Origin of the sequence: Ochrobactrum sp. CGA5, assembly GCF_006345815.1 — a bacterium.
Classification (GTDB): Bacteria; Pseudomonadota; Alphaproteobacteria; order Rhizobiales; family Rhizobiaceae; genus Brucella.
The window spans coordinates 167,916-194,584 of record NZ_VCIG01000038.1 but is presented as its reverse complement, the minus strand read 5'-3'; the positions used below and the strand labels follow the sequence as shown (position 1 = coordinate 194,584).

Here is a 26,669-nt window from a genome sequence, read left to right as displayed (position 1 = left end):
CCTATTCCCGCGTCCCCTCAATCGCCGCATCTCCAATCGCGAAATAGATATTCTTGCCGGTCAGCTTGGAAAGCTGCTGCAAGCGGCCTTCGGGGCGATCCGAAATGAGATCGGCAAGGTCTCCCGGCACCACAAGCGCAATGCCGTTTTCCTCCCCGCGCCAGACAAGGCGCGGGATGACGCCGGGCATCGAAGCCGACAGAAGGTAAACCACGCGCAGCAAAGCGCCGAGCAGCTTCGCCCTTTCACGCAGGCGCGGCGTGGCGAGCTGCATGATCTCCGGTGCAATCTCGTCTTCGATCAGCCCTTCGTGGCGATAATAATTGGCCAGCGCCATGAAAGAACGCCCGGCATGGTCAATGCCGCCGAACGAGCTGTGAGCGATGATGTTCAGCGCCTGCGATCCGCGATAGTCAGGATGCGCACGCCAGCTTATATCGGCCACGAGGCAGGCCGCCTGCCTGTAGCGCGCTTCGTCTTCGGTTTCATCGAAACCCAGTACCGGCAAAGACAATGTGGTCCAAGCCGCCAGTTCGCGGGCGTGACGCGGAGACCGTGAGCGCAAAATGGATAGTTCGTCTGCCGAGGCCAACAGTGGATCGAGCCGCTGTTCGTTTTTGGGCAGAAGCGAATAAAGGTAGCCCTCGCGGACACCGAGCGCCGAGAAAACGATCTTAGAAGGCTTCATCAGACGGATCGTCTCGAGCAGCACCGTGGCACCGTACGACAAAAGCTGGCGACGGTTTTTCGAAACCGCTTCAATGCCGCGCATTGTGTCAAGATTCCCCTTGGCAACACGCTTGAGGAAGCTTTGCGCCTCCGCCGGGTCCATCTCGTAGCCGTGCATGACGTGCAGCGGATAGTTCTTCGCCGTCATATGCAGCTTGGCAAGGTTACGCCACGTACCGCCGACCGCATAGAACACCTGGCCCTGGTGCGCTTCCAGAAGCGTCGCCTTTGCCAGCTCAGTGCGTGCAATCTTGGTTGCCTCTGGTAGCCGTCCATCGGACATATCTTGCAAGCGCAGACCACCGAGCGGCAAAGTGATCCCCTCGCCGACCTCGTGATCGTCCACAGCGATCAGCTCAAGGCTGCCGCCACCAAGATCGCCTGTCACGCCCTTGGGCTGATAGAAGCCGGAAATGATGCCGAGCGCCGAATAATGGGCTTCTTCCTTGCCAGACAAAACTTCGATGTGACGACCGAGAATGGCCTCTGCCTGAGCGATAAAGTCCGGGCCATTTTTCGCTTCACGCGCAGCCGCAGTCGCCAGCGCGTGGATGGAAACCGCGCCAGCCTGTTCCGCCAATGCGCGGAAACGCTTCAGCGCACGAAGCGCCGCCTCAACAGATTTTTCGTTGAGCTTACCCGTTTTCGCGAGGCCCTTTCCGAGGCCGCAGAGAATCTTTTCGTTGAAAAGCACCGTCGGAGAACGGACGATACCTTCATAGATGACAACACGGATCGAGTTCGAGCCAATGTCAATGACCGCGACGGGCTTGAGCCCCTTGAGACGGCCCTGTGCTAGAGCTGCGCTCATGCAGTGGTTTTTCTTTCCGCCTGCACACGCTTGCGATGTGCGATAAGGCGGGGGGCCGAAGACTTCAGCGACTTTCCGCGACCCGACAGGCTAGGATTGGTCATGAAATATTCCTGCGCGTTGAAAGCTTCCTCTCCTGCTTCTTTTTCTATCCGGCGAGAGGTGCCGTCCGCAAGTAGCTGATAGCTCTGTTGGTTATCAATTATGTTGGCAAACATGATTTGTGACAGGATTTGCTGGTGAACTGTGGCATTTGTGATCGGAACGAGGGTCTCCACGCGCCTGTCAAGATTGCGCGGCATCATGTCGGCGGACCCAATATAAACGATCGCCTTGTCGGAAGGCAGATCATTACCATTTCCGAAGCAGAATATGCGGCTGTGCTCCAGGAAGCGCCCAACAATCGACTTTGCGCGAATATTGTCGGAAAGCCCCGGCACACCGGGACGCAGGCAGCAGATGCCACGCACGACCAAGTCAATCTGCACCCCCGCCTGGCTCGCTGTGTAGAGCGCGTCTATTATCTGCGGATCAACCAGCGAATTCATCTTCATCCAGATCGCAGCCGGACGCCCCGCCCTCGCATGCGCAACCTCGTCCTCTATGTGCTTGAGGATACGCGCCCGGAGCGTAAAAGGTGAGATCGCAATCTTCATCTCTTCAGCGGGCTGGGCATAACCAGTGATGAAATTGAAGATGTGCGCCACGTCGCGCGCAATATCCGCATCCGACGTGAAGAACGACAAATCCGTATAGATGCGCGCTGTGATCGGATGATAATTGCCCGTACCCAGATGCACGTAGGAACGCAGTTTTTGGTCTTCACGGCGCACCACGAGCGACATTTTCGCGTGGGTTTTCAATTCGATGAATCCGAACACCACCTGAACGCCTGCGCGCTCCAGATCGCGAGCCCAACGAATATTCGCTTCCTCGTCGAAACGCGCTTTGAGTTCGACCAGCGCCGTCACAGACTTCCCGGCTTCGGCAGCATCCACCAACGCGCGCACGATCGGGCTGTCATTGGAGGTGCGATACAGCGTCTGCTTGATCGCCAGCACATCCGGGTCGGCTGCTGCCTGTCGCAGGAACTGCACCACCACATCAAAGGATTCATAGGGATGATGGACCACAATGTCCTTTTCACGAATTGCTGCGAAGCAGTCGCCCCCGTGCTCGCGAATACGTTCCGGGAAACGCGGATTGTAAGAAACGAATTTGAGGTCCTCACGCGGGATCGAAACGATCTCGGAAATCATGTTGAGCGCCAGAAGGCCCTCATGCACACTGATGCGGTTTTCCGAAACACCAAGTTCCGTCGCCACGAAGCCGCGCAGCGCTTCCGGCATTTCCCCGTCGAATTCGATGCGTATCACCTGGCCGCGCCGGCGTCGTTTCAGCGCCGTCTCAAAGAGACGGACGAGATCTTCCGCCTCTTCTTCCACTTCGATATCGCTGTCGCGAATGATGCGGAATGTACCGGCACCGCGCACTTCATAACCGGGGAACAGACGCCCTATAAACAGGCTCACGGCATCCTCGATGGTGATAAAGCGGTAGACATTGGCCTGATCTGTCGGCAACTGGATAAAGCGCTTCAGCGCAACCGGAATGCGCAGGAGCGCCGTCATCGGATGATTATCAGCGCGGCGCGCAAGCTGTAGGGCGATGGAGAAGCCAAGGTTCGGAATGAACGGGAACGGATGCGCCGGGTCGATGGAGAGCGGCGTCAGGACCGGGAAGATCGTTTCAAGGAAATGGTTTTCAAGCCATTCCTTCTCCAGCTCCGAAAGCGCGGACGGGCGAACGATCTCGATGCTTTCCTGTTCCAATTCCTCGCGCAGTGCGCGCAGGCGTTCCTGCTGTTCTCCCTGCAGGCGCCCGACTTCGTCGAGAACGAAGTCGAGCTGCTCCTGCGGTGTGCGTCCATCGGCGCTGCGCAGCGCCACACCGGCGCGCACCTGTGCGGCGAGGCCGGCAATGCGGACCATAAAGAACTCATCCAAATTGGCGGCGGAAATGGACAGAAAGCGCAGACGTTCAAGCAAAGGCTGCCGCATATTCGCAGCTTCCTCCAGAACGCGCCTATTGAATTGCAGCCAAGAAAACTCGCGATTGACGAAGCGGTCGGCGCTTTGCATCAGCTCCCCGTTCAAAGCTTTGTGAACGTCGGGGGCTGCAGCCATATCCGGCACGACGGTTCGGTTGGGGACCAGTCCGGCTGTCATCTCGTGTGTTCCACCTTGGGATGTGGAGGCTTCGCTCGCCATAACGCTGTTTTCGCTCATTTTTCCTGTCCCGACTTCCACCGGAATGTTCCGGTTCTGCCTTAAGCCTATGGCTGTCATATGACAGTTTGATAGCAATTAGCTGGAAATGTCCTCAGAATTGATGAAAACGCTTCCGAAAACAAGACTTTCGCGGTACACGCATGCCAATGTCTAAGCATGATCCTGTCCCGCAAACGGTTTAGGACCATGCTCATACCGCCATCGACCAGCACCGGAGCATATTATGTCCGATCACATCATTCCTCATTTTCAGAACGACGCGGGCCATGCTGCCATCGAAATCGGCGTGAAGGAATTCATGTGCGTCGGTGCAAATCCGCCTTTCGATCACCCGCACGTGTTTCTCGACATGGGTGATGAAAGCGAAGTGGTTTGCCCGTATTGCTCAACCCTCTATCGCTACAACGCCAAGCTCCATGCCGACGAAACCGTTCCTGCTGGCTGCGTTTACGAAGCGCCTGCTGACAAAGCCGCTTAATCTGCGCCGCTTAATCGGAGCAGCCTCACGAGGGGCTGAAGGCCGGAAGACCTCACAGACATGAGCAAAGGGCGTGTATTGATTGCCGGGGCCGGAATTGCCGGTCTGTCGGCAGCGCTGGAACTGGCAGCACGCGGCTGGAATGTCCGGCTTGTCGAAAAGGCAGAAACCCTTTCGGAAGTCGGCGCTGGCCTGCAACTTGCCCCCAATGCAATGCGCCATCTGGAACGGCTCGCCGTTGCTGACCGTCTTTCTACCCAGGCCGTAACGCCGGAAGCGCTCTATCTCATGGATGGACGCAAAGCCCGCCCGCTGATGGAAATGACGCTCGGCGACAAGGCTTGCCAGCGCTGGCACCATCCCTATGTCGTTTGTCATCGCGCCGATCTGCAATCCGCTTTGCTTGCCGCCTGCCGCGAAGCGCCCGGTATCGAGATAAGCCTTGGTGCTGAAATCACAAATCACCGCGTCGAGAACGGGGTCGTTACTGCCACTATCCGCCATAACAAGTCCGAAGAACCTGTCGACGCCGCATATTTGATAGCCTGCGACGGCGTCTGGTCGGCAGAGCGCTCGAAGGCAGGTTTCGACAAGGCACGGTTCAGCGGCCATATTGCCTGGCGCACAACACTTGCCGCCAGCACCCTCCCTGCTTCGTTCACATCTGCCATGGGGACGAAGAATGCCGTTTCGGCATGGCTGGGCAAGCAGGCGCATTTCATCGCCTATCCGGTCAAAGGCGGCAGTTTCTTCAATTTCGTCGCCATCACAACAGGTGAGAATCCAGGAGAAGTTTGGTCCAGAACCGGCGAGCCGGCGCGCTTGCGCTCCATCTACGCGGATTGGAGCGCTCCCGTTCGCGATGTTCTGGCCACGGCTGATGAGTGGACCTACTGGCCGCTGTTTGAAATGGCAGACGCCCAATTTGTCGGACCGGACCGGACGATTTTTCTGGGCGACGCATCGCATGCGGTCACGCCGTTTGCGGCGCAAGGTGCAGCGATGGCAATCGAGGATGCGGCGGCCCTTGCCCAGGCGTTGGACGCTAGCGACCACGATACAGGATTGAAGCGCTTCGATACCGTCCGCAAGCAGCGGATCGCAGCCGTTGCCAAGCGCGGTCAATTGAACAGGTTCGCCTATCACGCCACTGGCGTTTTTGCGCTTGGCCGTAACACGCTCTTCGCCATACGCAGCCCGGAAAGTTTCCTGAAGGATCTGGACTGGCTTTATGGGTATGATGCCATTGCGGCCGTACAGAATTAAGCCGCGTCACGCGCTGCTTCAAGCGTCGCAACGTCGAGCTTGACCATCTTCATCACGGCATCAGCCACCCGCTGACGCTGTTCAGCAGTACCCTTTTGCAGGACCTCCAACAACATCTGCGGCACAACCTGCCACGAAAAGCCATACTTGTCCGTCAGCCAGCCGCATTCCATCGGCGCACCGCCCTCCAGCAGCCTTTCCCAGAACATATCCAGTTCCGCCTGATCCTTGCATTGGACGAAGAGCGAGACCGCCGGGGAAAACTTGAAGTTCGGCCCGCCGTTAAGACCGGATATAGCCTGCCCATCGAGGGTAAAGTTTGCAACCACCACATCGGTGCCTTCGGGGCGATGGGCATGCTCAAACCGAATGAACCCATCGATGGAAGCCGCTCTTCCACAGGCTCGGAAGATCGAGACATAATGGTTCGCCGCTTCTTCTGCTTGTCTATCGAACCAGAGACAGATCGTCAGACCTGACATTTTTCCCTCCCTGCCGCATCGCTCCGAAAATCGAAATCGATTTTCGGAGTGCAAAATGCGTTATTCTAGTAAGTTAGAAGAGTGGAGTGTTCTTTCTGCATCCGCAGGGATGCTGGGCGATCCAGTAATTTTTATCGCACTATCCTGCGAAAAACGCTCCGTACTTTTCTGTAATTGCACTAACCCATGACCTTCTTGGCTTCTTCCATGTCCATCCACATGATCTCCCAGATATGGCCATCGAGATCTTCGAAGCTGCGCCCATACATGAAGCCGTAATCCTGTTTCGGACCCGGATCGGCCTTTCCACCCGCGTTCACCGCCTTTTCGACGATGGCATCGACTTCAGCCTTGCTTTCCGCAGACAGACAGATCAGCACCTCGCTGACCGTATTGGCATCGGCGATCTTCTTCGGCGTAAACTGGCTAAACTTTTCATGATCAAGGATCATTACATGGATTGTATCCGAAATGACCATGCCGGAAGCAGTCTCGTCCGAAAACATCGGGTTCTTGGTTGCTCCTATGGCTTCATAGAAGCTGGTCGACTGCGCAACGTTCTTCACCGGCAGGTTCACGAATATCATTTTAGGCATAAAATTTCCTCCGTTGGACGGTCCGATATGCAACCAAATGCTTAAGCCTTCCCGGCGTAATGTTCGCGCAATTGGCATCGGAAGAACTCAAAGTTCGCTTGTACATAATGGCACATAAGTTATAATTGGCAACCATGGAGTTAGAAAAAATAACTATCACAGAGAAATCCGTAACCAAGCGCAGTTATGACGATGCCTGCGCTGCTGCCCATGCCCTTGATTTGATTGGGGAGCGCTGGTCTCTTCTGGTGATGCGCGAACTGATGTTCGGCCCCAAACGCTTCAGCGATCTTCGGGCCGATCTGCCGGGCGTCAGTGCAAATGTCCTCACGCAGAGGCTCGCTGGGCTGGAAGAAGCCGGCATTCTCCGCAAGACGAAACTTCCTCCTCCCGCATCGGTGCAGGTCTATGAATTGACCGACTGGGGCCATGAAAGCGAACCTATTCTTCAAACGCTGGGCCGATGGGCCGCACGTTCGCCAAAGCATGACCCCAATCTACCGATTTCTACTGCTTCTTTCCTGCTGTCGCTCCGAACCATGATGGACCATGACAGGTCTCTCGGTATGCGCGCGGTGATCGGTCTTCGTCTGGATGGAGAGGATTTTACTGCCCGACTGGACGATGACGGAATTCTGATCGAGCGCGGCACAGCACCGGAATATGACCTCCATTTCGAAGGTTCGCCGCGCATGCTGGCCGCAGCCATCTATGGTGGACAGCCCATATCAGCCCTGGAAAGAGCCAATGTTCTCAAGGTTCTAGGCAACCGCACCCTGGCGGAGAAGTTCGTTACATTGTTCCCGCTTCCCGACAAAGCTCCGCTGCCCGAGTAAAATATGCAACTTTTTAGTTGCATATTTTTGCAACCATCCTATATTCGCAACCATTAAGTTGCCAATTACGGAGGATGCATATCGTGACCGTTTCAAGCAATACTGACCGCATCGTGAAGACCATCGACATTCATGCGGGCATCGACCGCGTATGGCGCGCCCTCACCGATCATGAAGAGTTTGGAAGCTGGTTTCAGGTCAAGATCGACGGACCATTCATCGTCGGCACCCGTTCGACCGGCCATATCACCTATCCCGGTTTCGAGCACGAGCCGTGGGAATCCTTCATCAAGGAAATGACGGCGCCCACTTATTTTGCCTTCACATGGCATCCCTATGCCGTTGACCGAAGCATAGACTACTCCGAGGAACCGCCGACTCTGGTGGAATTCAAACTGCAAACGGTCGAGGCCGGAACGCGGCTGACGGTGATTGAAAGCGGTTTCGATGCCCTGCCTGCCGAGCGCCGCCCGCTGGCGTTGCGAATGAACGACGGTGGATGGGAAGAACAGGTCGGTAACATCAAGAGACATGTCGAAAATGAACGATAGCCCAGCGGTGAGCGGTACGAATATGTCCGCAGTTTTCGCAGCGCTCGCTGATCCGACCCGGCTGGCGCTCATAGAAACCTTGAGCGATGGTGAAAGCCGCTCGATTGTGGCCCTGTCGCAAAATGGCAGCATCACACGCCAAGCCGTCACCAAGCACCTGATGGTGCTGGAAGAGGCAAAACTGGTCGAGCGAGAAAAGGTCGGACGCGAGAGCAGGTTTCGCCTGCATCCAGCGCCGTTGGTCGATGCCCGTGCCTATCTCGCGACCGTTTCCGCCCAGTGGGATGATGCCCTGCAACGCCTGCGCCAATACGTTGAGGATTAGAGCATTTCCAGAATTAGGGCGAAATCGCTTTGCGCAGGACGATGCAACAAAGCAAATACTAAGAGCGTCGACCGGATTGACGCTCTAAAGCTGATTGAAAAGCAGCGAAGAGGTCCTCTTCACGAAGCCAAGCTTCTCATAAAAAGGCACAAGCCTTTCCGGGCAATAAAGCTCGAAGCTTTTCACACGCTTCAGCTTTTCATGGAGGAGGATACGCTCGACCAGGGCCTGCCCTAGCCCCCGACCTCGATGTTTCTCCGACACAATCACGTCGAAAATCAGCGCCTTGAAGATGAAGTCGCTGAGAACCCGAGCGAAGCCAGCTATTTTGCCTTCCGCGTCAAGGCAGAACAGAAGCAGATCGCAATGGGCCAGCATCTGCATGACGTCATCAAATGTCCGTTCGCGCGTCCACCATTCATTACAATAGAATGCATGGAACTCTTGGTGCTGTTCGACCGGAAGCTCTTCCGCCCACCGGAAACTTGTCACAATGCCCCTCCAGTTGCTGTAAAAACACCCGCCAGATCGTCTGACGGGTGTTTTCAAGTTACAGCATTGAAATGACGGATCAGTGCAGAATCTGGCTCAGGAACAGCTTGGTGCGTTCATGTTGCGGATTGTCGAAGAATTGGTCCGGCGAGTTCTGCTCGACGATCTGACCCTGATCCATGAAGATCACGCGATTGGCCACCTGACGGGCAAAGCCCATTTCGTGCGTCACGCAGATCATGGTCATACCTTCGGCGGCAAGGCTCACCATCGTATCCAGCACTTCCTTCACCATTTCCGGGTCGAGCGCAGAGGTCGGCTCATCGAACAGCATGACCTTCGGGTTCATGCACAGCGCGCGGGCAATCGCCACACGCTGCTGTTGGCCACCTGAAAGCTGACCCGGATATTTGTTGGCCTGCTCCGGAATCTTCACGCGGGCCAGATAGTGCATGGCGATTTCTTCCGCCTGCTTCTTCGGCATCTTGCGAACCCAAATAGGCGCAAGCGTGCAGTTTTCCAGAATGGTCAGATGCGGGAAGAGATTGAAGTGCTGGAAAACCATGCCCACTTCACGGCGTACTTCATCGATCTTCTTGAGGTCGTTGGTCAGTTCGATGCCATCGACGACAATCTTCCCCTTCTGATGTTCTTCCAGACGGTTGATGCAGCGGATCATGGTCGACTTTCCCGAACCAGACGGCCCGGCAACAACGATACGCTCGCCGCGCATGACCTTCAGATTGATGTCGCGCAGCACGTGGAACTCGCCATACCACTTATGCATATTGGTGATTTCGATGGCGACATCGGTTGTGGAAACCTGCATCTTTGAGCGGTCGACATCGCCACCGAACTCGGATTGCGGGAGGGCGCTTTGTGCACTCATTTCCATTATTCCCTTTATTCTTATCGTTTATGACCCGTGTCGAGCCGTCGTTCCATGAATATAGAGTATCGCGACATTGCGAAACAAAAAATCCAGAAAACAAAGCCCGCAAAGATCAGACCGGTGGCAGGCGTCTGTGGAGAAGCCCAATTGGCATCGGAGAAGTTCTGACGGACGATGCCCAGCAGATCGAACATGCCGATGATGTAGACAAGGCTCGTATCCTTGAAGAGACCGATGAAGGTGTTGACGATTCCCGGAATGACCAGCTTCAGCGCCTGCGGGAGGATGATCAGTCCGGTTTTCTGCCAATAGCTGAGACCCAGTGCATCCGCGCCTTCATACTGCCCGCGCGGGATAGCCTGAAGACCGCCACGCACGACTTCCGCCATATAGGCCGAGGCGAACAGCGCCACGCCGATAAGCGCACGCAGCAACTTGTCAAAAGTCACGCCGGGCGGCAGGAACAGCGGCAACATGACACTGGCCATGAACAGCACAGTGACCAGCGGAACTCCACGCACCATTTCGATAAAGATGATCGAGAAGGTCTTTATGACAGGCAGGTTCGAACGACGTCCGAGCGCAAGTACGATACCAAGCGGCAACGACACAGAGATGCCGACAAAGGACAGTACAAGCGTAACCAGAAGCCCGCCCCAAAGCGGCGTTTCGACATAGGGCAGACCAAACCAGCCGCCAACCAGAAGGAAAAACGCCACAATCGGGAACAGAAAGAAGAACAGGATCGCATTGAGAGCCTTCTTCGGAGCCTTCGGAATCAGTAGCGGCACCAGCAGCACGAAGAAGATCAGCGCCGTCAGGTTGACGCGCCAGCGCTCGGAAATCGGATAGCGGCCATAGAGGAACTGCTCGTATTTCGCGTTCACGAATGCCCAGCAGGCACCCGACCAGCCTTCCGGTTGCGTGCCGCCTTGTGCGACAGTGAGGCAGGCTGTGCGGTCCGCTCCGGTCCAAACTGCCTTAAGGAACAGCCACTCGATGATTGACGGAAGAAACCAGGCTACGGCCAGCAAGCCAAGAATGGTCAGCGCTGCATCGACAGGCGTTGCAAACAGGTTGACGCGTAGCCAGTGTGAAACACCCTGAACGGAGCGCGGAGGCGCTTCGCTGTCGACCATCTGCGCGCGGACATATTGGAGATCTGCGTTTTCCATAGTCACCTCTCCACCAGCGCCATCTTGGCATTGAACCAGTTCATCAGACCGGACGTAATCAGACTGATGCCCAGGTAGATCACCATCCAGATTGCGACGACTTCCACCGATTGGCCGGTCTGGTTGAGGATAGTACCGCCCACAGCGACAAGATCGGGATAGCCGATGGCAATGGCCAGCGACGAGTTCTTGATAAGGTTGAGATATTGGCTCGAGAGCGGCGGAATGATGATCCGAAGCGCCTGCGGCACAATGATAAGCCGCATCGTCTGGCCGGGGCGTAGACCAACCGCATAAGCTGCTTCGGTCTGCCCCTTACTGACGCCCAGAACGCCGGCGCGGACCGTTTCTGCAATGAAGGACGCCGTATAGAAGGAAAGCGCCAGAAACAGAGCTAGAAATTCCGGTTTGACCTGTGCACCGCCCGTCAGATTGAAAGTTCCGAGCTTCGGCAAATCGAATGAAACCGGAAAGCCGGTCGCAATCAGCGCCAGTATCGGCAGGCCGATAATCAAGGCAGCGGACACACGTATGATGTGAAAGGGCTGGCCGGTTGCCATCTGGCGGCGTTTTGCCCATCCTGCAATTACCACCGAAGCCACAATGCCGACGAGAAGCGCCACCGGCAGAAGCCATGCTCCCTCACCCCAGACAGGCGACGGCATGAAGAAGCCGCGATTGTTCAGGTAGGTACCCAGCGGGAGTGCGAAGCTGTCGCGTGCCTGTGGCAGAACCGACAAAACGCCGAAATACCAGAAGAATATCACGAGCAACGGCGGAATGTTGCGGAAGATTTCCACATAGACCGTGCAAATCTTGCGGATAAGCCAGTTGCGCGAAAGGCGCCCGATACCAACCAGAAAGCCGATAATCGATGCGGTGACGACACCAAGAGCCGCAACATAAAGCGTATTTACAAGGCCAACCAGAAAGGCCCGGCCATAATTCGAATCGCTGTTGTACTGAATAAGCGTCTGACTGATATCAAACCCGGCGCGCCCATTAAGAAAACCAAAGCCGGACGCAATGTTTGCGCGCTGCAGATTGGTGATCGTATTGCCAACGATCCAGTAGATTGCGCCAATGACTGCGCCAAAGACGATGACCTGATAGAAGATGCCGCGAATCCGCGGATCATACAGGAACGAAGTTCCGCCGCTGTCCTGGCGACGTTCAGTTGCAGAATAGGAAGCCATATGTTTCCTGTGCCTCTCGGCTGGTTGCATCGACGTCGATCAGGAAAGGCAGGCCGTATCTGGGGGCAGTTTCCTGAGATCGCGGCATCGAATGCCGAACCATTCGGTCTTCCGTCCCTTGTTCAAGCCCATATCGAGCTTGCGGGCGCGCAAGACGCGGTTGAATTCAAAGCAGCTTGTCAGCATTCAAAGACCTGCGTGATGCAGGGGCATTCGCAAACGGACAAACTACAGAGCTGACAAATCAGGCGGGCGCTGCTGCACCCGCCGATGATCAGTCTGGACAGCAAGGCCCATTAGCGCACGGGGACGCCATACTGTAGGCCGCCCTTGTTCCACTGGGCGTTCAGGCCACGTGAAATCTTGAGCGGGCTGCTGGTGCCGATATTGCGCTCGAATATTTCGCCGTAATTGCCGACGCCCTTTACGATCTTCACCACCCAGTCATTGTCGAGACCAAGATCGGTACCGATCTTCGTGTCAGCTTCAACGCCAAGAAGACGCTTGATGTCCGGGTTGTCGGACTTTTTCATCTCTTCGACATTGGCTTGCGTAATGCCGTATTCCTCGGCGTTGAGCAGCGCGTTATGAGTCCAGCGAACGACATCCGCCCACTTGGAATCGCCCTGGCGAACGGTCAGACCGAAGGGTTCCTTGGAGATGATTTCTGGCAGAATGACGTGATCGTCGGGATTGGCAAGCGCCAGACGAACGCCATAGAGGCTGGACTGATCGGTCGTATAGGCGTCGCAACGACCGGAATCGTAAGCAGCGTTGGCTTCCTCAATCTTCTCGAAGACAACCGGATTGTATTCCATCTTGTTGGCGCGGAAATAGTCGGCCATGTTCAGCTCGGTTGTCGTACCAGCCTGAACGCAGATGGAAGCGCCGGAAAGCTGCAACGCGGAATTGATGCCCGACAGCTTCTTCGAATTGATCATGAAGCCCTGGCCGTCATAGTAGTTGATGCCGGCAAAATCGAGACCGAGCGCAGTATCGCGGCTGATGGTCCAGGTCGTGTTGCGGATCAGGACGTCCACTTCACCCGACTGCAGAGCGGTAAAACGCTCTTTTGCGTTCAGCGGTGTGAACTTTACCTTGGTTGGATCGCCGAAAATCGCGGAAGCCACAGCGCGGCAATAGTCCACATCGAAGCCGGACCACTCGCCCTTGTCGTTAGGCGAAGCAAAGCCAAGCAGACCCGTATTAACGCCGCATTGCAGAAAACCTTTCGCCTTCACATCGGAAAGCGTGTCAGCGGATGCTCCCGAAGCGACGCTAAACAGCGCTGCCGCACCCAATACACCCGTCATAAGAGTTTTTTTCATCTGGTCTGCAACCTTTTTGTTCCCTGTAGAGCACCGAGCCGTTGGCTTAAGGCGTCTCTTGTTGCTTTATTTTTGCATAAACCGGTGGAAAAGCCGCGTGACCTCCCCAAGCCCATGCCCTACGACAGATTGCCCTCGCCCGAGACCGCTTTCGGTCTTCCATTATTATTTTTGAGCGCAGTGACAAACCTGTCGCCTTCACAAGTCTTATCGAAGGCGAAATTTTGCCTTTGGTCAAGGCATTAACGCAGTCTGGTGGACAGGCTTACAAAAAAGATGACGGAGAAACATTTGAAAATTTACAGGGTTTCCCGATTTCTGGGTAGGCGATTTCACGATTGAAACCGATACCGCGCCACATCAAAGAACTGCAATAGAGTTTAATTATTACAAACCTTTAGATGGAACCGCCATCCTAGGGATGCACACCATACGGCAACTTATGCGAGAAATCACATGCGGGGCATTGCACTATCGTCATCCAAAGAAAAAATAATATTTCGCGTCGCCATATAGCGGGCGACCCACCATGTCGTAACGAATCCGATTGTCAGACCGGCGACCACGTCCGTTGGGTAATGCGCACCGGCGGCAAGCCTGCTGATGACGAAAAGAATGCAGATCGGGAGTGTCAGTATGCGCCAGCGTGGCAGGAATATCCAAAGCGACACCATCATGATGCCAGCCATCATGGAGTGGCCGGACGGAAAGCTTTCATAGAGAAACTGGCCCTTGAAAGGCGAAAAATATGCAGCTCCCACCTCATCCAGAAGAAATGGGCGCGCACGGCCGATGGCGAGTTTACCGATTTCCACCGGCACGCTTGCGACAACGATCGAGATCAGCATGAGTGTTGCCCAGCCATGAAGCTTCACGAGCCACGATCTGGCGTTGGCGCGCAGTTTCGGTGAAAGCAGTATCGCGGTTACAAGCCATAAGACGATGCCTATTGCTAGCCAGACGACAGTGCGAATCGCATCCGTAACAGCACGCAGGAATTCCATAATGAGATTGGTGCTTTGCGCCGTGACGCGGATGATGTCAGCATCCCATAGGTGCAACACGAGAATAATGAACGGCAGGAGAACGACAATGGCCGTCATTTCAAGCGTCCAGGAGGACGGCGCGCCCTTGTAAGCCGGACGTATGAGAGCTTGAAGGAGTTCCAGTGCGGCGCGAAAGGGATAAAGAAAAATGCTGCCCGTGCCTAACTCCATCATAACAGAAATATCCTTTCAAATGCATCTTACGCAATTAATGGCACGTGAGGTTGCATCCAGAACGCGCGCATCCTATCCAAGTATTCAAAGTTTCCGCCGCAAGCGGAATCGCAGATCTTCTTGCCGCAGCCGATTTTGATGTGACTAGGCAGAATTCTCTCTTTCGAGAATCAGTGGGCGAGAATCAGTGGGATAGCATGCAACATGGTCTGGAGGCATTTTCGTGACTAAGCAGCAGGGCAAGGTAGAGAAGCTGGGTATAAACACACGGCTGGCTCACGACGGGTATCAGCCGCGCGATTATCATGGTTTCGTCAACCCACCGGTTGTCCGCGCCTCGACCGTGCTTTTTCCTGATGCGGAAACAATGGCAACCGGCAATCAGAAATATACCTACGGAACGCGCGGCACGCCGACCAGCGATGCACTATGTGCAGCCATCGACGCACTGGAAGGTTCGGCGGGTACGGTCTGTGTGCCCTCCGGGCTTGCGGCTGTAACAATTCCGCTTCTCGCCTTCCTGTCGCCGGGTGATCACGCGCTGTTCGTCGATTCAATCTACAATCCAACCCGGCATTTTGCCGATACAATCCTGAAGCGCATGGGCGTGGACGTCGAATATTACGACCCGGAGATCGGTTCCGGCATTGCGAAGCTGATGCGGCCGAACACCAGGGTCGTGTTCACGGAATCGCCAGCGTCGAACACATTTGAAATGCAGGACATTCCAGCCATCGTTGAAGAAGCGCACAAGGGCGATGCCGTTGTCATGATGGATAATACCTGGGCCACTCCGCTTTACTTCAAGGCGCTTGATTTCGGCGTGGATATCAGCATCCACGCCTCGACCAAATATCCGTCCGGTCATTCGGATATTCTGTTCGGCACAGTTTCGGCCAACGAAAAATGCTGGCCGCAGCTTCTGGAAACGCATGGAACACTCGGACTGTGCACATCAGCAGATGATACCTACCAGATTCTGCGCGGCATGCGCACGATGGGCGTTCGACTGGAACATCACCGAAAGAGCGCACTGGAAATCGCTCGCTGGCTTGAAGGCCATCCGGCAGTCGATCGTGTTTTGCATCCGGCACTGGAAAGCCATCCGGGCCACGCTATCTGGAAGCGCGATTTCTCCGGCTCCTCCGGCATTTTCTCCATCGTGCTTGCAAGTGGCGGGCAGAAGAAAGCCCATGCCTTCCTCGATGCGCTGGAAATTTTCGGTCTGGGCTATTCCTGGGGCGGCTACGAAAGCCTCGCGGTTCATGTCCGCCTCAATGACAGGACTGTAGCCAAGGGGGACTATCCGGGACCGGTGATCCGCCTCCAGATTGGTCTGGAAGACGTGCCGGACCTTATTGCGGACCTCGAAAAAGGGTTTGCGGCGATCTAGAACAGCCTGGCGAAAGCTGCTTCACACTTTTGATAGCGCCCGATCTAAGTTTGTTTTGCAGCGGTCACTTTGCGTGATCGCGCGCGAACCGTCTTCGAGGATACAGATTCTATTTCGGAGAGCCCTTCCACAACGGCCTCAATCATCGTGCAGGCGACAAAATCCGCCTGCATTTCTTCCTGTAACGCCGCCCGATCAACCGACCGTATTTCGCTTGGGTCGTGCCAGAGCACCACACCGATGCGCAGAGAAGGACGCAGCCGTCGCAAACGGCGAACTGCAAACCGGGCATGACGTGCCGCCCGACGATCCAGAAAGCAGATCATCACCGTATCTCTTTCTGAAAGCTCCAGCGCTCTTAGACTGGCGGGCTTCAACACATCGTGCGCGGCGGCTTCTGCTGAAGCGCCCTGTACCGCAAGCACCTGCGCCAACATGATCGCCGCCGTGTCATCAAGCCCTTTTCGCCCTCCGAATGTCAGAAGCGACCGCCCTTCGCCAGAAGGAAGCTCCAGATCGGATGCACTGCCATCGCCATCGGGATTTTCAATCGCGATCTCTTCATCATCCCCCTCCTCTTCATTCGCAATCTGCTCCAGATTGGCCACCAGCGTTTTTGTGCTTTCGGCAACGATCTGCAACTGCGGCTCGGTCAAAACCCCGCGAAGGCGATCCCGCTCTGCCATCAAGAGTGCCGGAATCGCGACTGAACCGTAAAACTCGACGAGATATTTGCGTTCCAGCATCTCTTCGGCATTGTCCGTTGCTTCATCCGGGTCGCCCGCCAGAAGACGCTGATAGAGCCGTTCCTTCGGGTCGAGGACTGGCTCGTTACCGAACAGGATTTCGAGAAACTCAAATTGCGGCACATGACGCCCTAGTACCACGAGACAAACTGTTAGAGGTGTCGACAGAACGAGCCCGACCGGCCCCCAGAGCCATGTCCAAAAGATAGCCGATATGATGATCGCAAGCGGTGAAAGGCCAGTGCGGGAACCATATAGCCATGGCTCGACTACATTGTTTATGAGAAGTTCGATGACGACGAAAAGCCCGATTGTCCATAGTAGCAAGTCCCAGCCAGGCGCGACCGCGAAAGCGAGAAACAATGGCAGGATCGCCGCGATGACCGGGCCGATATAGGGAACGAAGCGCAAAACAATAGCCAGTATTCCCCACAGCACAGCGTTGGGAATACCCAGAATCCACAATCCGAAGGCGAGAGGCACGCCATAGGTGACATTCACCAAAAGCTGGGTCAGCAGATATTGGCCGACCCGCTTTCCGGCATCTTGCAAGGCCTCGGTCGTGCGGTGAAGGTCACCATAGCCGACTAGCCTTATGAAGCGGTCTCGCAACTCTTCTCGTTCCAGCAGCATGAAGATAACAACGACCACGACAAGACCCGTCGTCGCTAGCGGGCCTATGAGCGGTTCGATTATGCTCCTGAGCGTTTCTACCGGATGGCGCGGCGCGAATATCTGGACGAGGAGCGGCTTCTCTTCGGGTTGATCCGATGGCAAGGCCTGCGTTTTCTGCTCCGGCCTATTGATTTCCGCACCGACACGCTCCGCAAAACTATTGAGCCTTTCGAAGAAACTGTTGTCGGCCCCAGCTTCTTTGAGCGTCCTGATCTTCTCGATGATGTTGTATTGATAGATTGAGATATTCTGTGCAACTTCTGAGACTTGAAAGGCAACCACAGCGCTGAAGACAGCCACAATCAGGAAGCCACCCGCCACACTTGTAATCACCGCGAACAAACGCGGAAGACCGGCCCGGCGCAGAAAGGCAACGATCGGCGCCAGCGCGAATGTCAGCAGCACTGCTATCGCGAGCGGAAGGAAGACATCTTTTGCAAAATAGAGAATTGCAACAGCCACAGCCATTGCCGCCAAGGTTGGCAGACGTGGCGGTGCTGACGTGATGGGACGCATCGCGGAATCCAGATTGTCGATGCTCTCCATGACCCCTCTTTTGCCCTGTTATGATCTTCGGCTTGTTAGCCGAAATAACTGAGCAACATGGCGTTCGGTTCCATGCACAGGGGATGAGATTTTAAACTAAATTAGTATTCACTAATTATAGTATCTCCGATTATAAAATCACTTCTTTGGTAGTAAATATTAATTTAAATGAAATATCGACACAATCAAAATTACGTTACGTACTCACTATATGTGGAGAGCTGCTTTGTCGCCAACGCCGCTGAAGAACTTCAACAATCACAGCTTATATAAGTTTTTTCTAACTCTACTATTGGTGGCGGTTTCGACAATCTCACAGGCCCAACAAGCAACGACGCCTGTGCAGGTGGGCGTGTATGTCAGCGAACCATTTGTCAACAAACAAGGCAATTCTTATTCCGGCATGGCCATAGATATCTGGCAGGATATTGCCGCACGTTTGAACCTTGCTTCAAAGTATGTCGAATTTTCCAACTATGCTGAACTGGTAAAAGCTGTTTCTGAAGGCAAAGTCGAAGCTGCGGTCACCAATCTGACCATTACGGAGAGCCGTGCTGAAATCGTCGATTTCACTCATCCATGGTTCGATGCAGGACTGCGCATCATGGTCCACACCCAGGCCGGAAGCGGCTGGGACGATCTAATCAATCGCCTCAACGATGCCGGACATCTCGTAACCTATGCTTGGATACTGGGCATCCTCATTGCCGCCACGGTCTTGCTCACTATCTTCGATAGACGTTTCGATAAGGGGTTTCCGAAGCGCTGGCGCGAGGGGCTTGCCGAGAGTTTCTATCACGTGGTTTCCATCGCAACCTCGGGAAAAACCTCGCGTAAAAACCTTTTCGGCTGGGCAGGACGCATCTGGCAGACATTCTGGATGGTGTTCGGCATAGCGATCATCGCCTACCTGACCTCATCGATCACAAGCGTTATGACCGTCGCCCATATCGACAACACTATTTCCAGCCTATCCGACCTGCAGGGAAAGTCCGTTGGTGTGCGAGCGGGCAGCGTTGCAGAACAATTCCTGAAATCGCGCTCAATTGCGACGGTAGCTTTCGATCACTTGCCGGAAGCGGTAAACGCGCTGGTCAATGATGAAATTGCAGCCGTCGTCGGCGACGGCCCTGTGCTGAAGCATTACGTCCACCGGCATGCAGACCAACCTCTCGAGGTTGTCGGCAATGTGTTCAGCCCCGACAAATATGGCTTTGCCTTTCCGCGCCAAAGCGAGCTTGTCAAACCCGCCTCGGTGGCGATCATCAGTGCGCATGAAAATGAAGAGATCGCCAAGTTGAAAGCCAAATATTTTGGCCCTGAGAATTAACAATCGATTTCAAAAGGCGGCCATGGGCCGCCTTTTGATTCATCCCACAGATGGTTCACCGACCCGCCACAATAGATGATATGATCCCGGTCGTGATACCTATCAACATATAGTCATTATTGACCTTGACCCATTGATAGCCGCGCGGCGGCTTGCGCAGCTCATAGCTCGCATAATTGTTCACGACATAGCCGCGATAGTTTGCCGGCAGACGGCTGCCCCTCTTCCAGCTCTGATGACGGCTGTTGTCATGCTTGCGCGCATCGTATTTTGGACCGACTTTATGCATCTGACTGTGAGACGGCTTGTCGCCTTGTAACGGATAAGGTTGCGCGATCGCAGCAGGCGCAGCAAGAAAGGAAAAGACAGTAAGAGCAATGATGATTGGCTTCATATTCGGCTTCCTTTGTTCAACTCTGTAAAAGTAAAATGTACCCGCCAATGTGAACGCCGAATGAATGCCACCATTAAATAAATTTAATGATTTCATTGGCTTAGATTAAATACACTCTCATGCGTTTCCCATCCGGTTAAAATGCGCTAGGTAGAAGCCAAATTCGTACGCGCCTCTCAACGGGGTAAGCAGAGGATTGCATCATGATGAACTGGGTTTTCATTCTGCAAGGTATTATCGCGGTTGGACTGGCTGGACTGGCCATTGCAGTTATCTTGCGTCATCGCCGCCATTGACGCTGTCTCTTGTGCGATATTTTTCGCACGGAGTTGCCGGTTCCAAAGCAACCGAACACGAGATCAATCGTTTAAGCTTAGTCCGATTGTTCTCAGGAGGAGATAGGGATGCGGAAAACTGCGCTTGGATTGGTTGCCTTGCTTGTGATAGCAGGCTGCACGACCACGGAAAAGGACGTCTCCATCGGCACCGGTGCAGGTGCAGTCATCGGTGGGATCGCCGGCGGCGGACGCGGTGCACTTATTGGCGCCGGTGCGGGTGCGCTGGGTGGGTTGCTGGTACGCGAACTGCGCAATGGCAATTGCGAGTATCGTGACCGTCATGGCCGCATATATGTGGCTCGCTGCAAACGTTAGTCCCCGCAATGTGCGATGTTCAACGAAAGCGCCGGTTTTCCGGCGCTTTTATTTTGTGCCGTTTCGGCCTGTCTGGCCGAGCTGCTCACTTGACTTGATGGGAACCTTCACCCGCCGATCTCGTTTTGCAAACAATAAAGACAATTCAGGGAGAACTCTGATGAAGCTTGTTCTCAAAGCCGTCCTTGTTGCCTTCGGCGTGTTTGCGGCGGGCGCAGCGCAGGCGGCAAACGCCATATCCACCGCCAACCTCAATATTCGCACAGGTCCCGGCACACGCTACGCCACTTTGGGCTCCATCCCTAACGGCGCGCCCGTAAACGTGCGGGGCTGCACATCAAGTTATGGTTGGTGTCAGGTTAGCTATGGCCCGACCTATGGATGGGCATCATCGCGCTATCTGGCATTCCGTGAGGGAACATCTGGCAGGTATTCCAATGATTTCGGTCGAACCGCTGCACTGATCGGCATTCCGCTCATTGCTGGCCTTGCTATAGGCTCCGCCCTCAATGATCGTGACGACCACTGGCACGGTGATCGTCGCTACTATCGCGACAGACATTGGAAACACCGTGGATGGCACGACCGCCGAGGCTGGCATGGGCGCCCTGGCGATCACGGCCCGCGCGTCTATATGAGACACCGCGTTCCAGATGGCCCGCACGGACAGTAACGGAAATCCGAATAGTACTGGAAAACGCCGCGAAGTGTTCGCTTCGCGGCGGCATTCATGAGGAACTGAAGGCGACTTTCGGCTGGACGACTGACGCCGTTGCGGCGCAAACAATCGAAGAAGAACATGCCATCCCCTCACCTAGAAACCAAAGCCCCACACCTCAAAAAAGCATAAGGTTTTTCAGAGGTTTATAAGAGGCGAAAAGTGAGATGGCGATCCCGACAGGATTCGAACCTGTGACATTCAGCTTAGAAGGCTGACGCTCTATCCAACTGAGCTACGGGACCTCGCCTTCCGAAAAAGATCGAAGATATTTCAATGAATGCAGGGCTTTGCCAGTAAAGCCCTGCCGATTTATCGCATCACCTGGCCTGAAACAAGTGCGAGGCGAAACAGACAATCAATGCGTCCAGGGCATTGTCCGGTCGAAGCGGAAATTATCCGAATAGGAAACCTTTCGGCGCTTCGGCTCATTCGGTTCGATAATGCGGTAGGCGATACCATTGCGCTTTGCATAATCGACTGCTTCTGCCTGTGTGTTGAAGAACAGACGAATCTGGCTCTTCATATCGCCGGAGGAAGTGTAGCCCATCAAAGGCTCAACCATACGCGGGCTTTCCGGCTCATACTCCAGAAGCCACTGGTCTGTCTTGGCCTGACCGGACTGCATCGCGGTCTTAGCTGGACGGTAAATACGTGCAACCATTTGAAGAACCCTGAACTACTCTCTTGCCCCGCCGGGAGCTAAAAATCCATCAAGCCAATAGTTTACACGGGAATGTATGTCAACGCGATAAAGACACACGCCACAGCAGAGGCGTCCATATACAACAAATTCAAATATTGGGGAAAATGGTCGGAGCGGCAGGATTCGAACCTGCGACCCCCTGATCCCAAATCAGGTGCGCTACCAGACTGCGCTACGCTCCGTCGCTTTCAAGCGGTGCGGCTTCACTAAATAATCCAAGGAGATAAAGCAAGAGGCAAATTCGTCAGTTTGTATTTTTTCCCTTCGATAAAAAAGGGAGGACGTATTTTTTGTGACCATCACCTTCTGCGGAACCAAATCACATGCGCGAACGTTCCCGCTTCATCACTAACAACCTGGAGACTGAGTGTGAACAGAAACGGGCTTTATCTGATTATTGGCGCGCTGATTGTCGTTGCCGCAGGTCTCGCGGTTTATGTCTATCGTGAAGAGACCAAACCCGCAGGGATTGAGATGAAAATCGGAGAAGGTGGTGTTTCCATTCAGGAAAATTGAAAGCTAAGCGAAGTTATAAACATATAAACCGATTAAGATTTCAAACGCTTACGCTTTGTGATGCAACATTTTCGTCTTCGCTATGTTATTTGGGGCACCAGGTAAAACGGAGGACCAAAATGGGTATCCAGACTGTTTCCGACGAGCTTTATCGTCGTCATGAACGCGAGTGGGCAGAGCTTCGCAACGCAGTTGAAGCAAGCGAAGCCAATCAACAGCAGCAGGATAAGGCTTCAGGCCAAACCTCATGCGATGACAAGACGTCTGGACACCAGTAAGTCTTCACCGGCCCAACAAAAAACGCCGCGAAAGCGGCGTTTTTTGTTTCCGTTTCATCGCCCCAATCGTTCGCTCCACACGCTGCGGTAACCAAATGCGAAGGAACAATTGGTAGCGTCTCCCCATCGCGATTCGAACAGGAGACAGACGATGGCTGCACGCAAACGCACCACACGCTCGCCCAAGCGCTCCACAAAGCGTCCAAGCAAGTCGTCGGGCAAGTCGTCGGGCAAGTCTTCCGGTTCGTCCACCCCAGTGCTCGCGCTTGCTGCAATTTTGGGCCTCGGTGCGTTCAGCCTGTGGGCAACCTCCCAACACAAGAGTCCGCAAGCCGCGCTAACAGCCCTGTTCCAGCGCCCTGCTTCCAAGCCTGTTTCGCAGCCCGCGGCGAGAACGGAACCGAAGGCGGCCGTCACCAGCAAAGCGTCTGAAAGCAAAGCGCCGTCGAAGGATTATGGCACCGCCGTCGGCCCGGTGCCGCGCCCCCAGGCGCCAGTTATGGCCGTCAAACCGCAAAATCCGGTGCAACAGGCAGCAATCCAGACTGCCGCCCCACCCCGGACCACAAATCAGATTGTCGCATCGCCGCCCGCCGCTGCGCTACGCTCAATGCCTCCGCGTGGCGTCAATACCCCGGCAAGCTCTCCATCGGTAATTTATGCAAAGACGCGGCTCACCATCCATAAGAATGCCTGGGACAAATCACCTTCCATGGGCGTCGTGGAAAAAGGTCGCGAGATGCGCTCCTACGGAAAGACCGGACGCTGGCATCGCGTGATCGTCCCGAAGACCAACATGATCGGCTGGGTGCATGAAGATCATCTTATCGGCGGGCGCAACAAGCCGGACAGCGCAAGCTTGATCACCGGTTCTATCGCCAAGCCGCAAACTGCAACGGCAGCAGTGCCGAGACAGGCTCCTAATCCAGCGCTCTCGCGCATGGAACCACCTAAGGCCGTCGGCTCCAAAAATTAGTCGAGACCAAACGCCATGGCTTCTAGCTGCCGGTCGCCCGGCAGATAATCGAAGCCTGCTTCAATCAACGATGAACTGTCCGCGACCAGATCACCATAAAGCTGATCGTAAAGTCCGCTTTTGCCCACTGCCGCAAGCAACACATTCATGAGGATCGGCGGAACGGGAACGAGACGCAAAGGCTTTCCCAAGGCCGTACGCAGCTTCGTCACGAGCTCTTTGGTAGAACGGGGTTGTGGCTCGGCAAGATGAAACACGCGCCCAGCAACCTTTTCCGTGGGCGCAAGACTCAAGAACGTCAGCGCACGTGCGACATTTTCAAGCGACACGAAACTGCGCCTGTTGTCTGCCAGACCGAATGGCAACGGCAATCCGCTGTTACACAGCTTTATCAGAGCTTTCAGGTTAGCCCGAGCGCCGGGACCATAAACCAGAACCGGGCGTGCGATGACGATCTCAATCCCGCTGATTTCGCGCAGATCAGCTTCCGCTTTTGCCTTGGCGCGCCCATAATCATCGCGCGGGTTCAGCGGCATATCCGGCTTCAGCGGCAACGGATTTCCGGCAATCGTGTAAATGGTGGATACGAAAACGAAACGTCTGACACCGGCTGCCTTCGCCTTGATGGCAAGTTCGATCGCAAGTCGGTGATTAATGGCATGGAACGTGGCGGCATCCGGTCGTTCCGCGCCAGTACGGTGAGCGAGTGCGGCACAATGGACGACTGTTTGAACGCCCGAAAAATCGGGATCAGAAAGTTCATTCCGTGAAAGAGGCTGGACCTTATGCCCCTCCCCGAGCAGCATTTTTGTGAGAGCGTTTCCTATAAAACCACCCGCTCCGGTAACTGCTATCTTCATCCTCAGCGTTCCGGCTGTTCGTTGCCCGCCAGAACCTGCGCGGCCAGCGTCCGCGTGATGCGGCTTTTCTGCTCAAGCGCCGCCCGGTCAAGCTTGTCAACGATCAGGATTGCTGAAAGAAGCGAGCGTTCGATCCGGCTTACCAGATAGGCGACGACATGCGGCTCGACGCTCACCTGCCGGTCCGCGAAGAGCTTGTGAATGACACCGGAAAGCAACAGATCGTCCGGCTCCGAAATTTCCACGACGGTTGCGGCCTTGAGACGCGAGGCAAGATCGGGAAGCTTTACGTTCCAATTGGCTGGCCACAGACGAGAGGTCATGAGCAGGGAAGGCCCAAGCCCCTGAGCCGCATTCTGCCGAACGCTGTTGATGAGATGGAAAAGTCCGGTTTCATCGAAAGGCGCAGCACCAATATCATCTATCAGCGCCGGATATTCGGCAGCACCGTTTACGACTTCCTCGGTAATGTTCGTCGGATCGACCAGAATCGCACCCGTGCCGGCGCGCCAGATTTCCGACAGATGCGTCTTGCCCGATCCTGTCGGTCCGGCAAGAATTGTGACAGGCGACAGCCAGTTCGGCCAGCGATCGATAAGATCGACAGCGGCACGGTTGGAATCCGTGATGATCAGATCGTCCCGATGATAACCGGGTTGATGCTCAAGATTCAACGGAATCTGGCGCGGTGCCTCACGCATCGCGGCCTCCCGCAAATTCCGTTCCAAATCCTGCCCGGTTGCGACCCAATCTCATTTCCCTTTGCCCGCATTCTCGCCTGCTTCGATCAACGGCCCAGCGTCGGGGTTCGGCTGATGGTAGGCAGGATCATACATCGGTGAGTGGAGATAGCTATTCAATGCAAACCGCACAAGCACCCCGACAGCAGCCGCTGCGGGTACTGCTACCAGCATTCCGGTGAAGCCGAACAGTGAGCCGAAGGCAAAAAGCGCGAACATGAGCCAGACCGGATGAAGCCCTACCGACGACCCAACGAGCTTCGGCTGGAGGATGTTGCCTTCCACGAACTGACCAAGGAAGAACACGCCCGCGACGGCGCAGATCATGATCCAGTCGGGCCAGAACTGAACCAGCGCCACGCCGATGGCCAGCGCCAGTCCGACAAAAGAACCGATATAGGGAATAAAACTGATGAGACCGGCGAAAAAGCCAATCAGCAAGCCGAAATTCAGTCCTGTCAGCGTCAGGCCGATAGCGTAGTATGTTCCGAGAATAAGGCAGAGCGTCCCCTGCCCGCGAATGAAGCCTGCGACCGCCGCGTTCATCTCACGTGCGATGCGGCGAACGGTATGGAGCTGGCGGCGCGGCACCCATGAATCGATGCTGTCAACCATGCGATCCCAGTCCAGAAGCATGTAGAATGCGACCACCGGCGTGACGACGAAAAGACCCGCAATATCGATCAGCGATTTCCCCGAATTCCACAGGGACTGGAGCAAGGTCGAGAGGAAACCGGCACCCTGCTGGAGCAGCGAACTCAGATTCTGCTGAATGACGGAACTGTCAATGCCGATATATTTCTTCAGCCATTGCGAATCCTCATTCGCCAGAAGCGATTGCAGCTGGGTGATGTATTCGGGGATCTTGGAAATGAAATCCGCGAGCTGAGTTGCGAGAATCGGTACGACGATCATTAGACCAAGGATCAGCGCCATCAGGAAGATAAGGAGGATGACGATCGTAGCCGCAAGCCGCGACAGGCCGAAGCGTTCCAGCCGGTCTGCAACGGGATCAAGGAAGTAGGCCAGCGCCATCCCGGCCACGAAAGGCAGCAGGACGGAACTGAATACAATAAGGAACAGAATGAAGACCGCGACAGTCCCAACCCAGAACATTGCCTGACGGCGCACCGAAGAGCCTGTCAGCGCACCGACTTCCACATTGACGTGAATGTCGCCATCGCGAACCGTCGCTTCCGATTGACGGATCGTTCGGCTGGCGCTCGTGCGCGTGGGTGTCGGCTTCTTTACCATGGGCTTCCATTTTCCAGGGAATGAGCTGATAGGCCTGTCCTGATAGCAGAACGGCGTTACGGATATCTTATTGCGGCCGGGGACAAGTTAGAACGGTTCGCGTGAATTGCAATGTCTGTGCGAAAAGCAAGCTGGAACACAACCTCTTATCGCAACAAGAATGATGCAGCGGGATTCTGGGTAGAATTCTGCTCTGTTTCGCTCTTTTCACGCTTT

The 26,669-nt window shown here is 55.0% G+C and carries 29 protein-coding genes and 2 tRNA genes; 13 read left to right on the top strand and 18 right to left on the bottom strand.

Translation table 11 applies throughout. The features are described 5' to 3' along the window. Position 1 precedes the first annotated feature (1 nt). Positions 2–1,540, bottom strand: coding sequence for an exopolyphosphatase (ppx, locus tag FJQ48_RS13855; protein ID WP_139975596.1), 1,539 nt, complete (start codon positions 1,538–1,540; stop codon positions 2–4). Next, a complete protein-coding gene (locus tag FJQ48_RS13850) occupies positions 1,537–3,768 on the bottom strand; it encodes an RNA degradosome polyphosphate kinase (protein ID WP_247870408.1) in 2,232 nt (743 codons plus the stop codon). Before FJQ48_RS13850 ends, ppx begins: the two co-directional genes overlap by 4 nt. Positions 3,769–4,054: 286 nt before the next feature. On the opposite strand from FJQ48_RS13850, the gene FJQ48_RS13845 reads away from it, so the two are divergent. Both FJQ48_RS13845 and FJQ48_RS13840 read left to right on the top strand, forming a co-directional pair. Beyond that, positions 4,055–4,309, top strand: coding sequence for a zinc-finger domain-containing protein (locus FJQ48_RS13845; protein ID WP_010661074.1), 255 nt, complete (start codon positions 4,055–4,057; stop codon positions 4,307–4,309). 60 nt (positions 4,310–4,369) lie between these two features. After that, positions 4,370–5,575 carry an FAD-binding protein gene (locus FJQ48_RS13840; RefSeq protein ID WP_139975594.1) on the top strand — a complete coding sequence of 402 codons (1,206 nt, stop codon included), beginning with the start codon at positions 4,370–4,372 and terminating at the stop codon, positions 5,573–5,575. Here FJQ48_RS13840 and FJQ48_RS13835 read toward each other — a convergent pair. Both FJQ48_RS13835 and FJQ48_RS13830 read right to left on the bottom strand, forming a co-directional pair. Beyond that, positions 5,572–6,057, bottom strand: coding sequence for a VOC family protein (locus tag FJQ48_RS13835; RefSeq protein ID WP_139975593.1), 486 nt, complete (start codon positions 6,055–6,057; stop codon positions 5,572–5,574). The genes FJQ48_RS13840 and FJQ48_RS13835 overlap by 4 nt on opposite strands. Before the next feature lie 179 nt (positions 6,058–6,236). After that, on the bottom strand, positions 6,237–6,653 hold the full coding sequence (locus FJQ48_RS13830) for a VOC family protein (RefSeq protein ID WP_139975592.1): 417 nt from the start codon (positions 6,651–6,653) through the stop codon (positions 6,237–6,239). Between the two features lie 134 nt (positions 6,654–6,787). Here FJQ48_RS13830 and FJQ48_RS13825 point away from each other — a divergent pair, with 134 nt between their 5' ends. The 3 genes from FJQ48_RS13825 (at position 6,788) to FJQ48_RS13815 (ending at position 8,365) form a co-directional block, all read left to right on the top strand. After that, the gene (locus tag FJQ48_RS13825) at positions 6,788–7,489 is read left to right on the top strand and encodes a helix-turn-helix domain-containing protein (RefSeq protein WP_139975591.1); all 702 of its coding nucleotides are present in this window, start codon (positions 6,788–6,790) and stop codon (positions 7,487–7,489) included. An 83-nt stretch (positions 7,490–7,572) separates the two neighbouring features. Then, positions 7,573–8,040 (top strand): SRPBCC family protein, encoded by a 468-nt coding sequence (locus FJQ48_RS13820; protein WP_139975590.1) that lies wholly within the window; start codon positions 7,573–7,575, stop codon positions 8,038–8,040. Continuing rightward, a complete protein-coding gene (locus FJQ48_RS13815) occupies positions 8,030–8,365 on the top strand; it encodes a metalloregulator ArsR/SmtB family transcription factor (protein WP_180350210.1) in 336 nt (111 codons plus the stop codon). The genes FJQ48_RS13820 and FJQ48_RS13815 overlap by 11 nt, the downstream gene beginning before the upstream one ends. A gap of 84 nt (positions 8,366–8,449) precedes the next feature. Here FJQ48_RS13815 and FJQ48_RS13810 read toward each other — a convergent pair whose 3' ends face one another. The 4 genes from FJQ48_RS13810 to FJQ48_RS13795 form a co-directional block, all read right to left on the bottom strand. After that, positions 8,450–8,857, bottom strand: coding sequence for a GNAT family N-acetyltransferase (locus FJQ48_RS13810; RefSeq protein WP_139975589.1), 408 nt, complete (start codon positions 8,855–8,857; stop codon positions 8,450–8,452). 79 nt (positions 8,858–8,936) lie between these two features. Next, positions 8,937–9,746: an amino acid ABC transporter ATP-binding protein gene (locus FJQ48_RS13805; protein WP_139975588.1), complete on the bottom strand. Its 810-nt coding sequence runs from the start codon at positions 9,744–9,746 to the stop codon at positions 8,937–8,939. 20 nt (positions 9,747–9,766) lie between these two features. Continuing rightward, entirely contained in the window at positions 9,767–10,924 is a 1,158-nt protein-coding gene (locus FJQ48_RS13800; protein ID WP_139975587.1) for an amino acid ABC transporter permease, read from the bottom strand. 2 nt (positions 10,925–10,926) lie between these two features. Further along, positions 10,927–12,120 carry an amino acid ABC transporter permease gene (locus tag FJQ48_RS13795; RefSeq protein ID WP_139975586.1) on the bottom strand — a complete coding sequence of 398 codons (1,194 nt, stop codon included), beginning with the start codon at positions 12,118–12,120 and terminating at the stop codon, positions 10,927–10,929. On the opposite strand from FJQ48_RS13795, the gene FJQ48_RS13790 reads away from it, so the two are divergent. Next, positions 12,121–12,360, top strand: a complete 240-nt coding sequence (locus FJQ48_RS13790; protein WP_139975585.1) for a hypothetical protein — start codon at positions 12,121–12,123, stop codon at positions 12,358–12,360. A 56-nt stretch (positions 12,361–12,416) separates the two neighbouring features. Here FJQ48_RS13790 and FJQ48_RS13785 read toward each other — a convergent pair whose 3' ends face one another. Both FJQ48_RS13785 and lpxE read right to left on the bottom strand, forming a co-directional pair. After that, positions 12,417–13,448 (bottom strand): amino acid ABC transporter substrate-binding protein, encoded by a 1,032-nt coding sequence (locus tag FJQ48_RS13785; RefSeq protein WP_139975584.1) that lies wholly within the window; start codon positions 13,446–13,448, stop codon positions 12,417–12,419. 452 nt (positions 13,449–13,900) lie between these two features. Beyond that, positions 13,901–14,668, bottom strand: coding sequence for a lipid A 1-phosphatase LpxE (lpxE, locus tag FJQ48_RS13775; protein WP_139975583.1), 768 nt, complete (start codon positions 14,666–14,668; stop codon positions 13,901–13,903). A 223-nt stretch (positions 14,669–14,891) separates the two neighbouring features. Here lpxE and FJQ48_RS13770 point away from each other — a divergent pair, with 223 nt between their 5' ends. Continuing rightward, a complete protein-coding gene (locus FJQ48_RS13770) occupies positions 14,892–16,061 on the top strand; it encodes a cystathionine beta-lyase (protein ID WP_139975582.1) in 1,170 nt (389 codons plus the stop codon). Between the two features lie 44 nt (positions 16,062–16,105). Here FJQ48_RS13770 and FJQ48_RS13765 read toward each other — a convergent pair whose 3' ends face one another. Further along, a complete protein-coding gene (locus FJQ48_RS13765; RefSeq protein WP_139975581.1) occupies positions 16,106–18,028 on the bottom strand; it encodes an AI-2E family transporter in 1,923 nt (640 codons plus the stop codon). Between the two features lie 403 nt (positions 18,029–18,431). Between FJQ48_RS13765 and FJQ48_RS13760 the strand changes: the two genes are divergently transcribed. Then, entirely contained in the window at positions 18,432–19,358 is a 927-nt protein-coding gene (locus tag FJQ48_RS13760) for a transporter substrate-binding domain-containing protein (protein ID WP_348770741.1), read from the top strand. A 55-nt stretch (positions 19,359–19,413) separates the two neighbouring features. On the opposite strand, the gene FJQ48_RS13755 is transcribed toward FJQ48_RS13760, so the two are convergent. Then, positions 19,414–19,752: an RcnB family protein gene (locus FJQ48_RS13755; RefSeq protein ID WP_139975580.1), complete on the bottom strand. Its 339-nt coding sequence runs from the start codon at positions 19,750–19,752 to the stop codon at positions 19,414–19,416. A gap of 404 nt (positions 19,753–20,156) precedes the next feature. Here FJQ48_RS13755 and FJQ48_RS13750 point away from each other — a divergent pair, with 404 nt between their 5' ends. After that, on the top strand, positions 20,157–20,405 hold the full coding sequence (locus tag FJQ48_RS13750) for a YMGG-like glycine zipper-containing protein (protein WP_139975579.1): 249 nt from the start codon (positions 20,157–20,159) through the stop codon (positions 20,403–20,405). Between the two features lie 160 nt (positions 20,406–20,565). Further along, entirely contained in the window at positions 20,566–21,078 is a 513-nt protein-coding gene (locus FJQ48_RS13745) for an SH3 domain-containing protein (RefSeq protein ID WP_139975578.1), read from the top strand. Between the two features lie 213 nt (positions 21,079–21,291). Here the strand turns inward: FJQ48_RS13745 and FJQ48_RS13740 are convergent. The 3 genes from FJQ48_RS13740 to FJQ48_RS13730 all read right to left on the bottom strand — a co-directional run bounded on the left by FJQ48_RS13740 (position 21,292) and on the right by FJQ48_RS13730 (position 22,011). Continuing rightward, positions 21,292–21,368 (bottom strand) — tRNA-Arg (locus FJQ48_RS13740). Positions 21,369–21,481: 113 nt separating this feature from the next. Next, entirely contained in the window at positions 21,482–21,787 is a 306-nt protein-coding gene (locus tag FJQ48_RS13735; protein WP_139975577.1) for an ETC complex I subunit, read from the bottom strand. A gap of 147 nt (positions 21,788–21,934) precedes the next feature. Continuing rightward, a tRNA-Pro gene (locus FJQ48_RS13730) sits at positions 21,935–22,011 on the bottom strand. A 187-nt stretch (positions 22,012–22,198) separates the two neighbouring features. On the opposite strand from FJQ48_RS13730, the gene FJQ48_RS13725 reads away from it, so the two are divergent. The 3 genes from FJQ48_RS13725 (at position 22,199) to FJQ48_RS13715 (ending at position 23,599) form a co-directional block, all read left to right on the top strand. Continuing rightward, positions 22,199–22,345, top strand: a complete 147-nt coding sequence (locus tag FJQ48_RS13725; protein ID WP_010661698.1) for a hypothetical protein — start codon at positions 22,199–22,201, stop codon at positions 22,343–22,345. A 119-nt stretch (positions 22,346–22,464) separates the two neighbouring features. Continuing rightward, positions 22,465–22,623, top strand: coding sequence for a hypothetical protein (locus tag FJQ48_RS22420; RefSeq protein ID WP_180350209.1), 159 nt, complete (start codon positions 22,465–22,467; stop codon positions 22,621–22,623). Positions 22,624–22,774: 151 nt separating this feature from the next. Then, a complete protein-coding gene (locus FJQ48_RS13715) occupies positions 22,775–23,599 on the top strand; it encodes a hypothetical protein (protein WP_139975575.1) in 825 nt (274 codons plus the stop codon). Here the strand turns inward: FJQ48_RS13715 and FJQ48_RS13710 are convergent. From FJQ48_RS13710 to FJQ48_RS13700, 3 genes are read right to left on the bottom strand one after another with little or no spacing between them, the layout of a single operon-like run. Next, on the bottom strand, positions 23,596–24,459 hold the full coding sequence (locus tag FJQ48_RS13710) for an NAD-dependent epimerase/dehydratase family protein (protein WP_139975574.1): 864 nt from the start codon (positions 24,457–24,459) through the stop codon (positions 23,596–23,598). The genes FJQ48_RS13715 and FJQ48_RS13710 overlap by 4 nt on opposite strands. Positions 24,460–24,461: 2 nt before the next feature. Next, the gene (gene hdaA / locus FJQ48_RS13705; RefSeq protein WP_139975573.1) at positions 24,462–25,160 is read right to left on the bottom strand and encodes a DnaA regulatory inactivator HdaA; all 699 of its coding nucleotides are present in this window, start codon (positions 25,158–25,160) and stop codon (positions 24,462–24,464) included. Positions 25,161–25,211: 51 nt separating this feature from the next. Further along, on the bottom strand, positions 25,212–26,453 hold the full coding sequence (locus tag FJQ48_RS13700) for an AI-2E family transporter (protein WP_180350208.1): 1,242 nt from the start codon (positions 26,451–26,453) through the stop codon (positions 25,212–25,214). Positions 26,454–26,669: the final 216 nt, after the last annotated feature.

Coding starts and splice junctions, on each gene's coding strand:
- hdaA (WP_139975573.1), bottom strand. CDS start 25,160: ATGCGTGAGGCACCGCGCCAGATTCCGTTGAATCTTGAGCATCAACCC.
- FJQ48_RS13735 (WP_139975577.1), bottom strand. CDS start 21,787: ATGGTTGCACGTATTTACCGTCCAGCTAAGACCGCGATGCAGTCCGGT.
- FJQ48_RS13750 (WP_139975579.1), top strand. CDS start 20,157: ATGCGGAAAACTGCGCTTGGATTGGTTGCCTTGCTTGTGATAGCAGGC.
- FJQ48_RS13835 (WP_139975593.1), bottom strand. CDS start 6,057: ATGTCAGGTCTGACGATCTGTCTCTGGTTCGATAGACAAGCAGAAGAA.
- lpxE (WP_139975583.1), bottom strand. CDS start 14,668: ATGATGGAGTTAGGCACGGGCAGCATTTTTCTTTATCCCTTTCGCGCC.
- FJQ48_RS13710 (WP_139975574.1), bottom strand. CDS start 24,459: ATGAAGATAGCAGTTACCGGAGCGGGTGGTTTTATAGGAAACGCTCTC.
- FJQ48_RS13830 (WP_139975592.1), bottom strand. CDS start 6,653: ATGCCTAAAATGATATTCGTGAACCTGCCGGTGAAGAACGTTGCGCAG.
- FJQ48_RS13755 (WP_139975580.1), bottom strand. CDS start 19,752: ATGAAGCCAATCATCATTGCTCTTACTGTCTTTTCCTTTCTTGCTGCG.
- FJQ48_RS13795 (WP_139975586.1), bottom strand. CDS start 12,120: ATGGCTTCCTATTCTGCAACTGAACGTCGCCAGGACAGCGGCGGAACT.
- FJQ48_RS13745 (WP_139975578.1), top strand. CDS start 20,566: ATGAAGCTTGTTCTCAAAGCCGTCCTTGTTGCCTTCGGCGTGTTTGCG.
- FJQ48_RS13845 (WP_010661074.1), top strand. CDS start 4,055: ATGTCCGATCACATCATTCCTCATTTTCAGAACGACGCGGGCCATGCT.
- FJQ48_RS13825 (WP_139975591.1), top strand. CDS start 6,788: ATGGAGTTAGAAAAAATAACTATCACAGAGAAATCCGTAACCAAGCGC.
- FJQ48_RS13765 (WP_139975581.1), bottom strand. CDS start 18,028: ATGGAGAGCATCGACAATCTGGATTCCGCGATGCGTCCCATCACGTCA.
- FJQ48_RS13760 (WP_348770741.1), top strand. CDS start 18,432: ATGGCCATAGATATCTGGCAGGATATTGCCGCACGTTTGAACCTTGCT.
- FJQ48_RS13850 (WP_247870408.1), bottom strand. CDS start 3,768: ATGACAGCCGGACTGGTCCCCAACCGAACCGTCGTGCCGGATATGGCT.
- FJQ48_RS13715 (WP_139975575.1), top strand. CDS start 22,775: ATGGCTGCACGCAAACGCACCACACGCTCGCCCAAGCGCTCCACAAAG.
- FJQ48_RS13800 (WP_139975587.1), bottom strand. CDS start 10,924: ATGGAAAACGCAGATCTCCAATATGTCCGCGCGCAGATGGTCGACAGC.
- FJQ48_RS13815 (WP_180350210.1), top strand. CDS start 8,030: ATGAACGATAGCCCAGCGGTGAGCGGTACGAATATGTCCGCAGTTTTC.
- FJQ48_RS22420 (WP_180350209.1), top strand. CDS start 22,465: ATGGGTATCCAGACTGTTTCCGACGAGCTTTATCGTCGTCATGAACGC.
- FJQ48_RS13840 (WP_139975594.1), top strand. CDS start 4,370: ATGAGCAAAGGGCGTGTATTGATTGCCGGGGCCGGAATTGCCGGTCTG.
- FJQ48_RS13785 (WP_139975584.1), bottom strand. CDS start 13,448: ATGAAAAAAACTCTTATGACGGGTGTATTGGGTGCGGCAGCGCTGTTT.
- FJQ48_RS13700 (WP_180350208.1), bottom strand. CDS start 26,453: ATGGTAAAGAAGCCGACACCCACGCGCACGAGCGCCAGCCGAACGATC.
- ppx (WP_139975596.1), bottom strand. CDS start 1,540: ATGAGCGCAGCTCTAGCACAGGGCCGTCTCAAGGGGCTCAAGCCCGTC.
- FJQ48_RS13790 (WP_139975585.1), top strand. CDS start 12,121: ATGTTTCCTGTGCCTCTCGGCTGGTTGCATCGACGTCGATCAGGAAAG.
- FJQ48_RS13805 (WP_139975588.1), bottom strand. CDS start 9,746: ATGAGTGCACAAAGCGCCCTCCCGCAATCCGAGTTCGGTGGCGATGTC.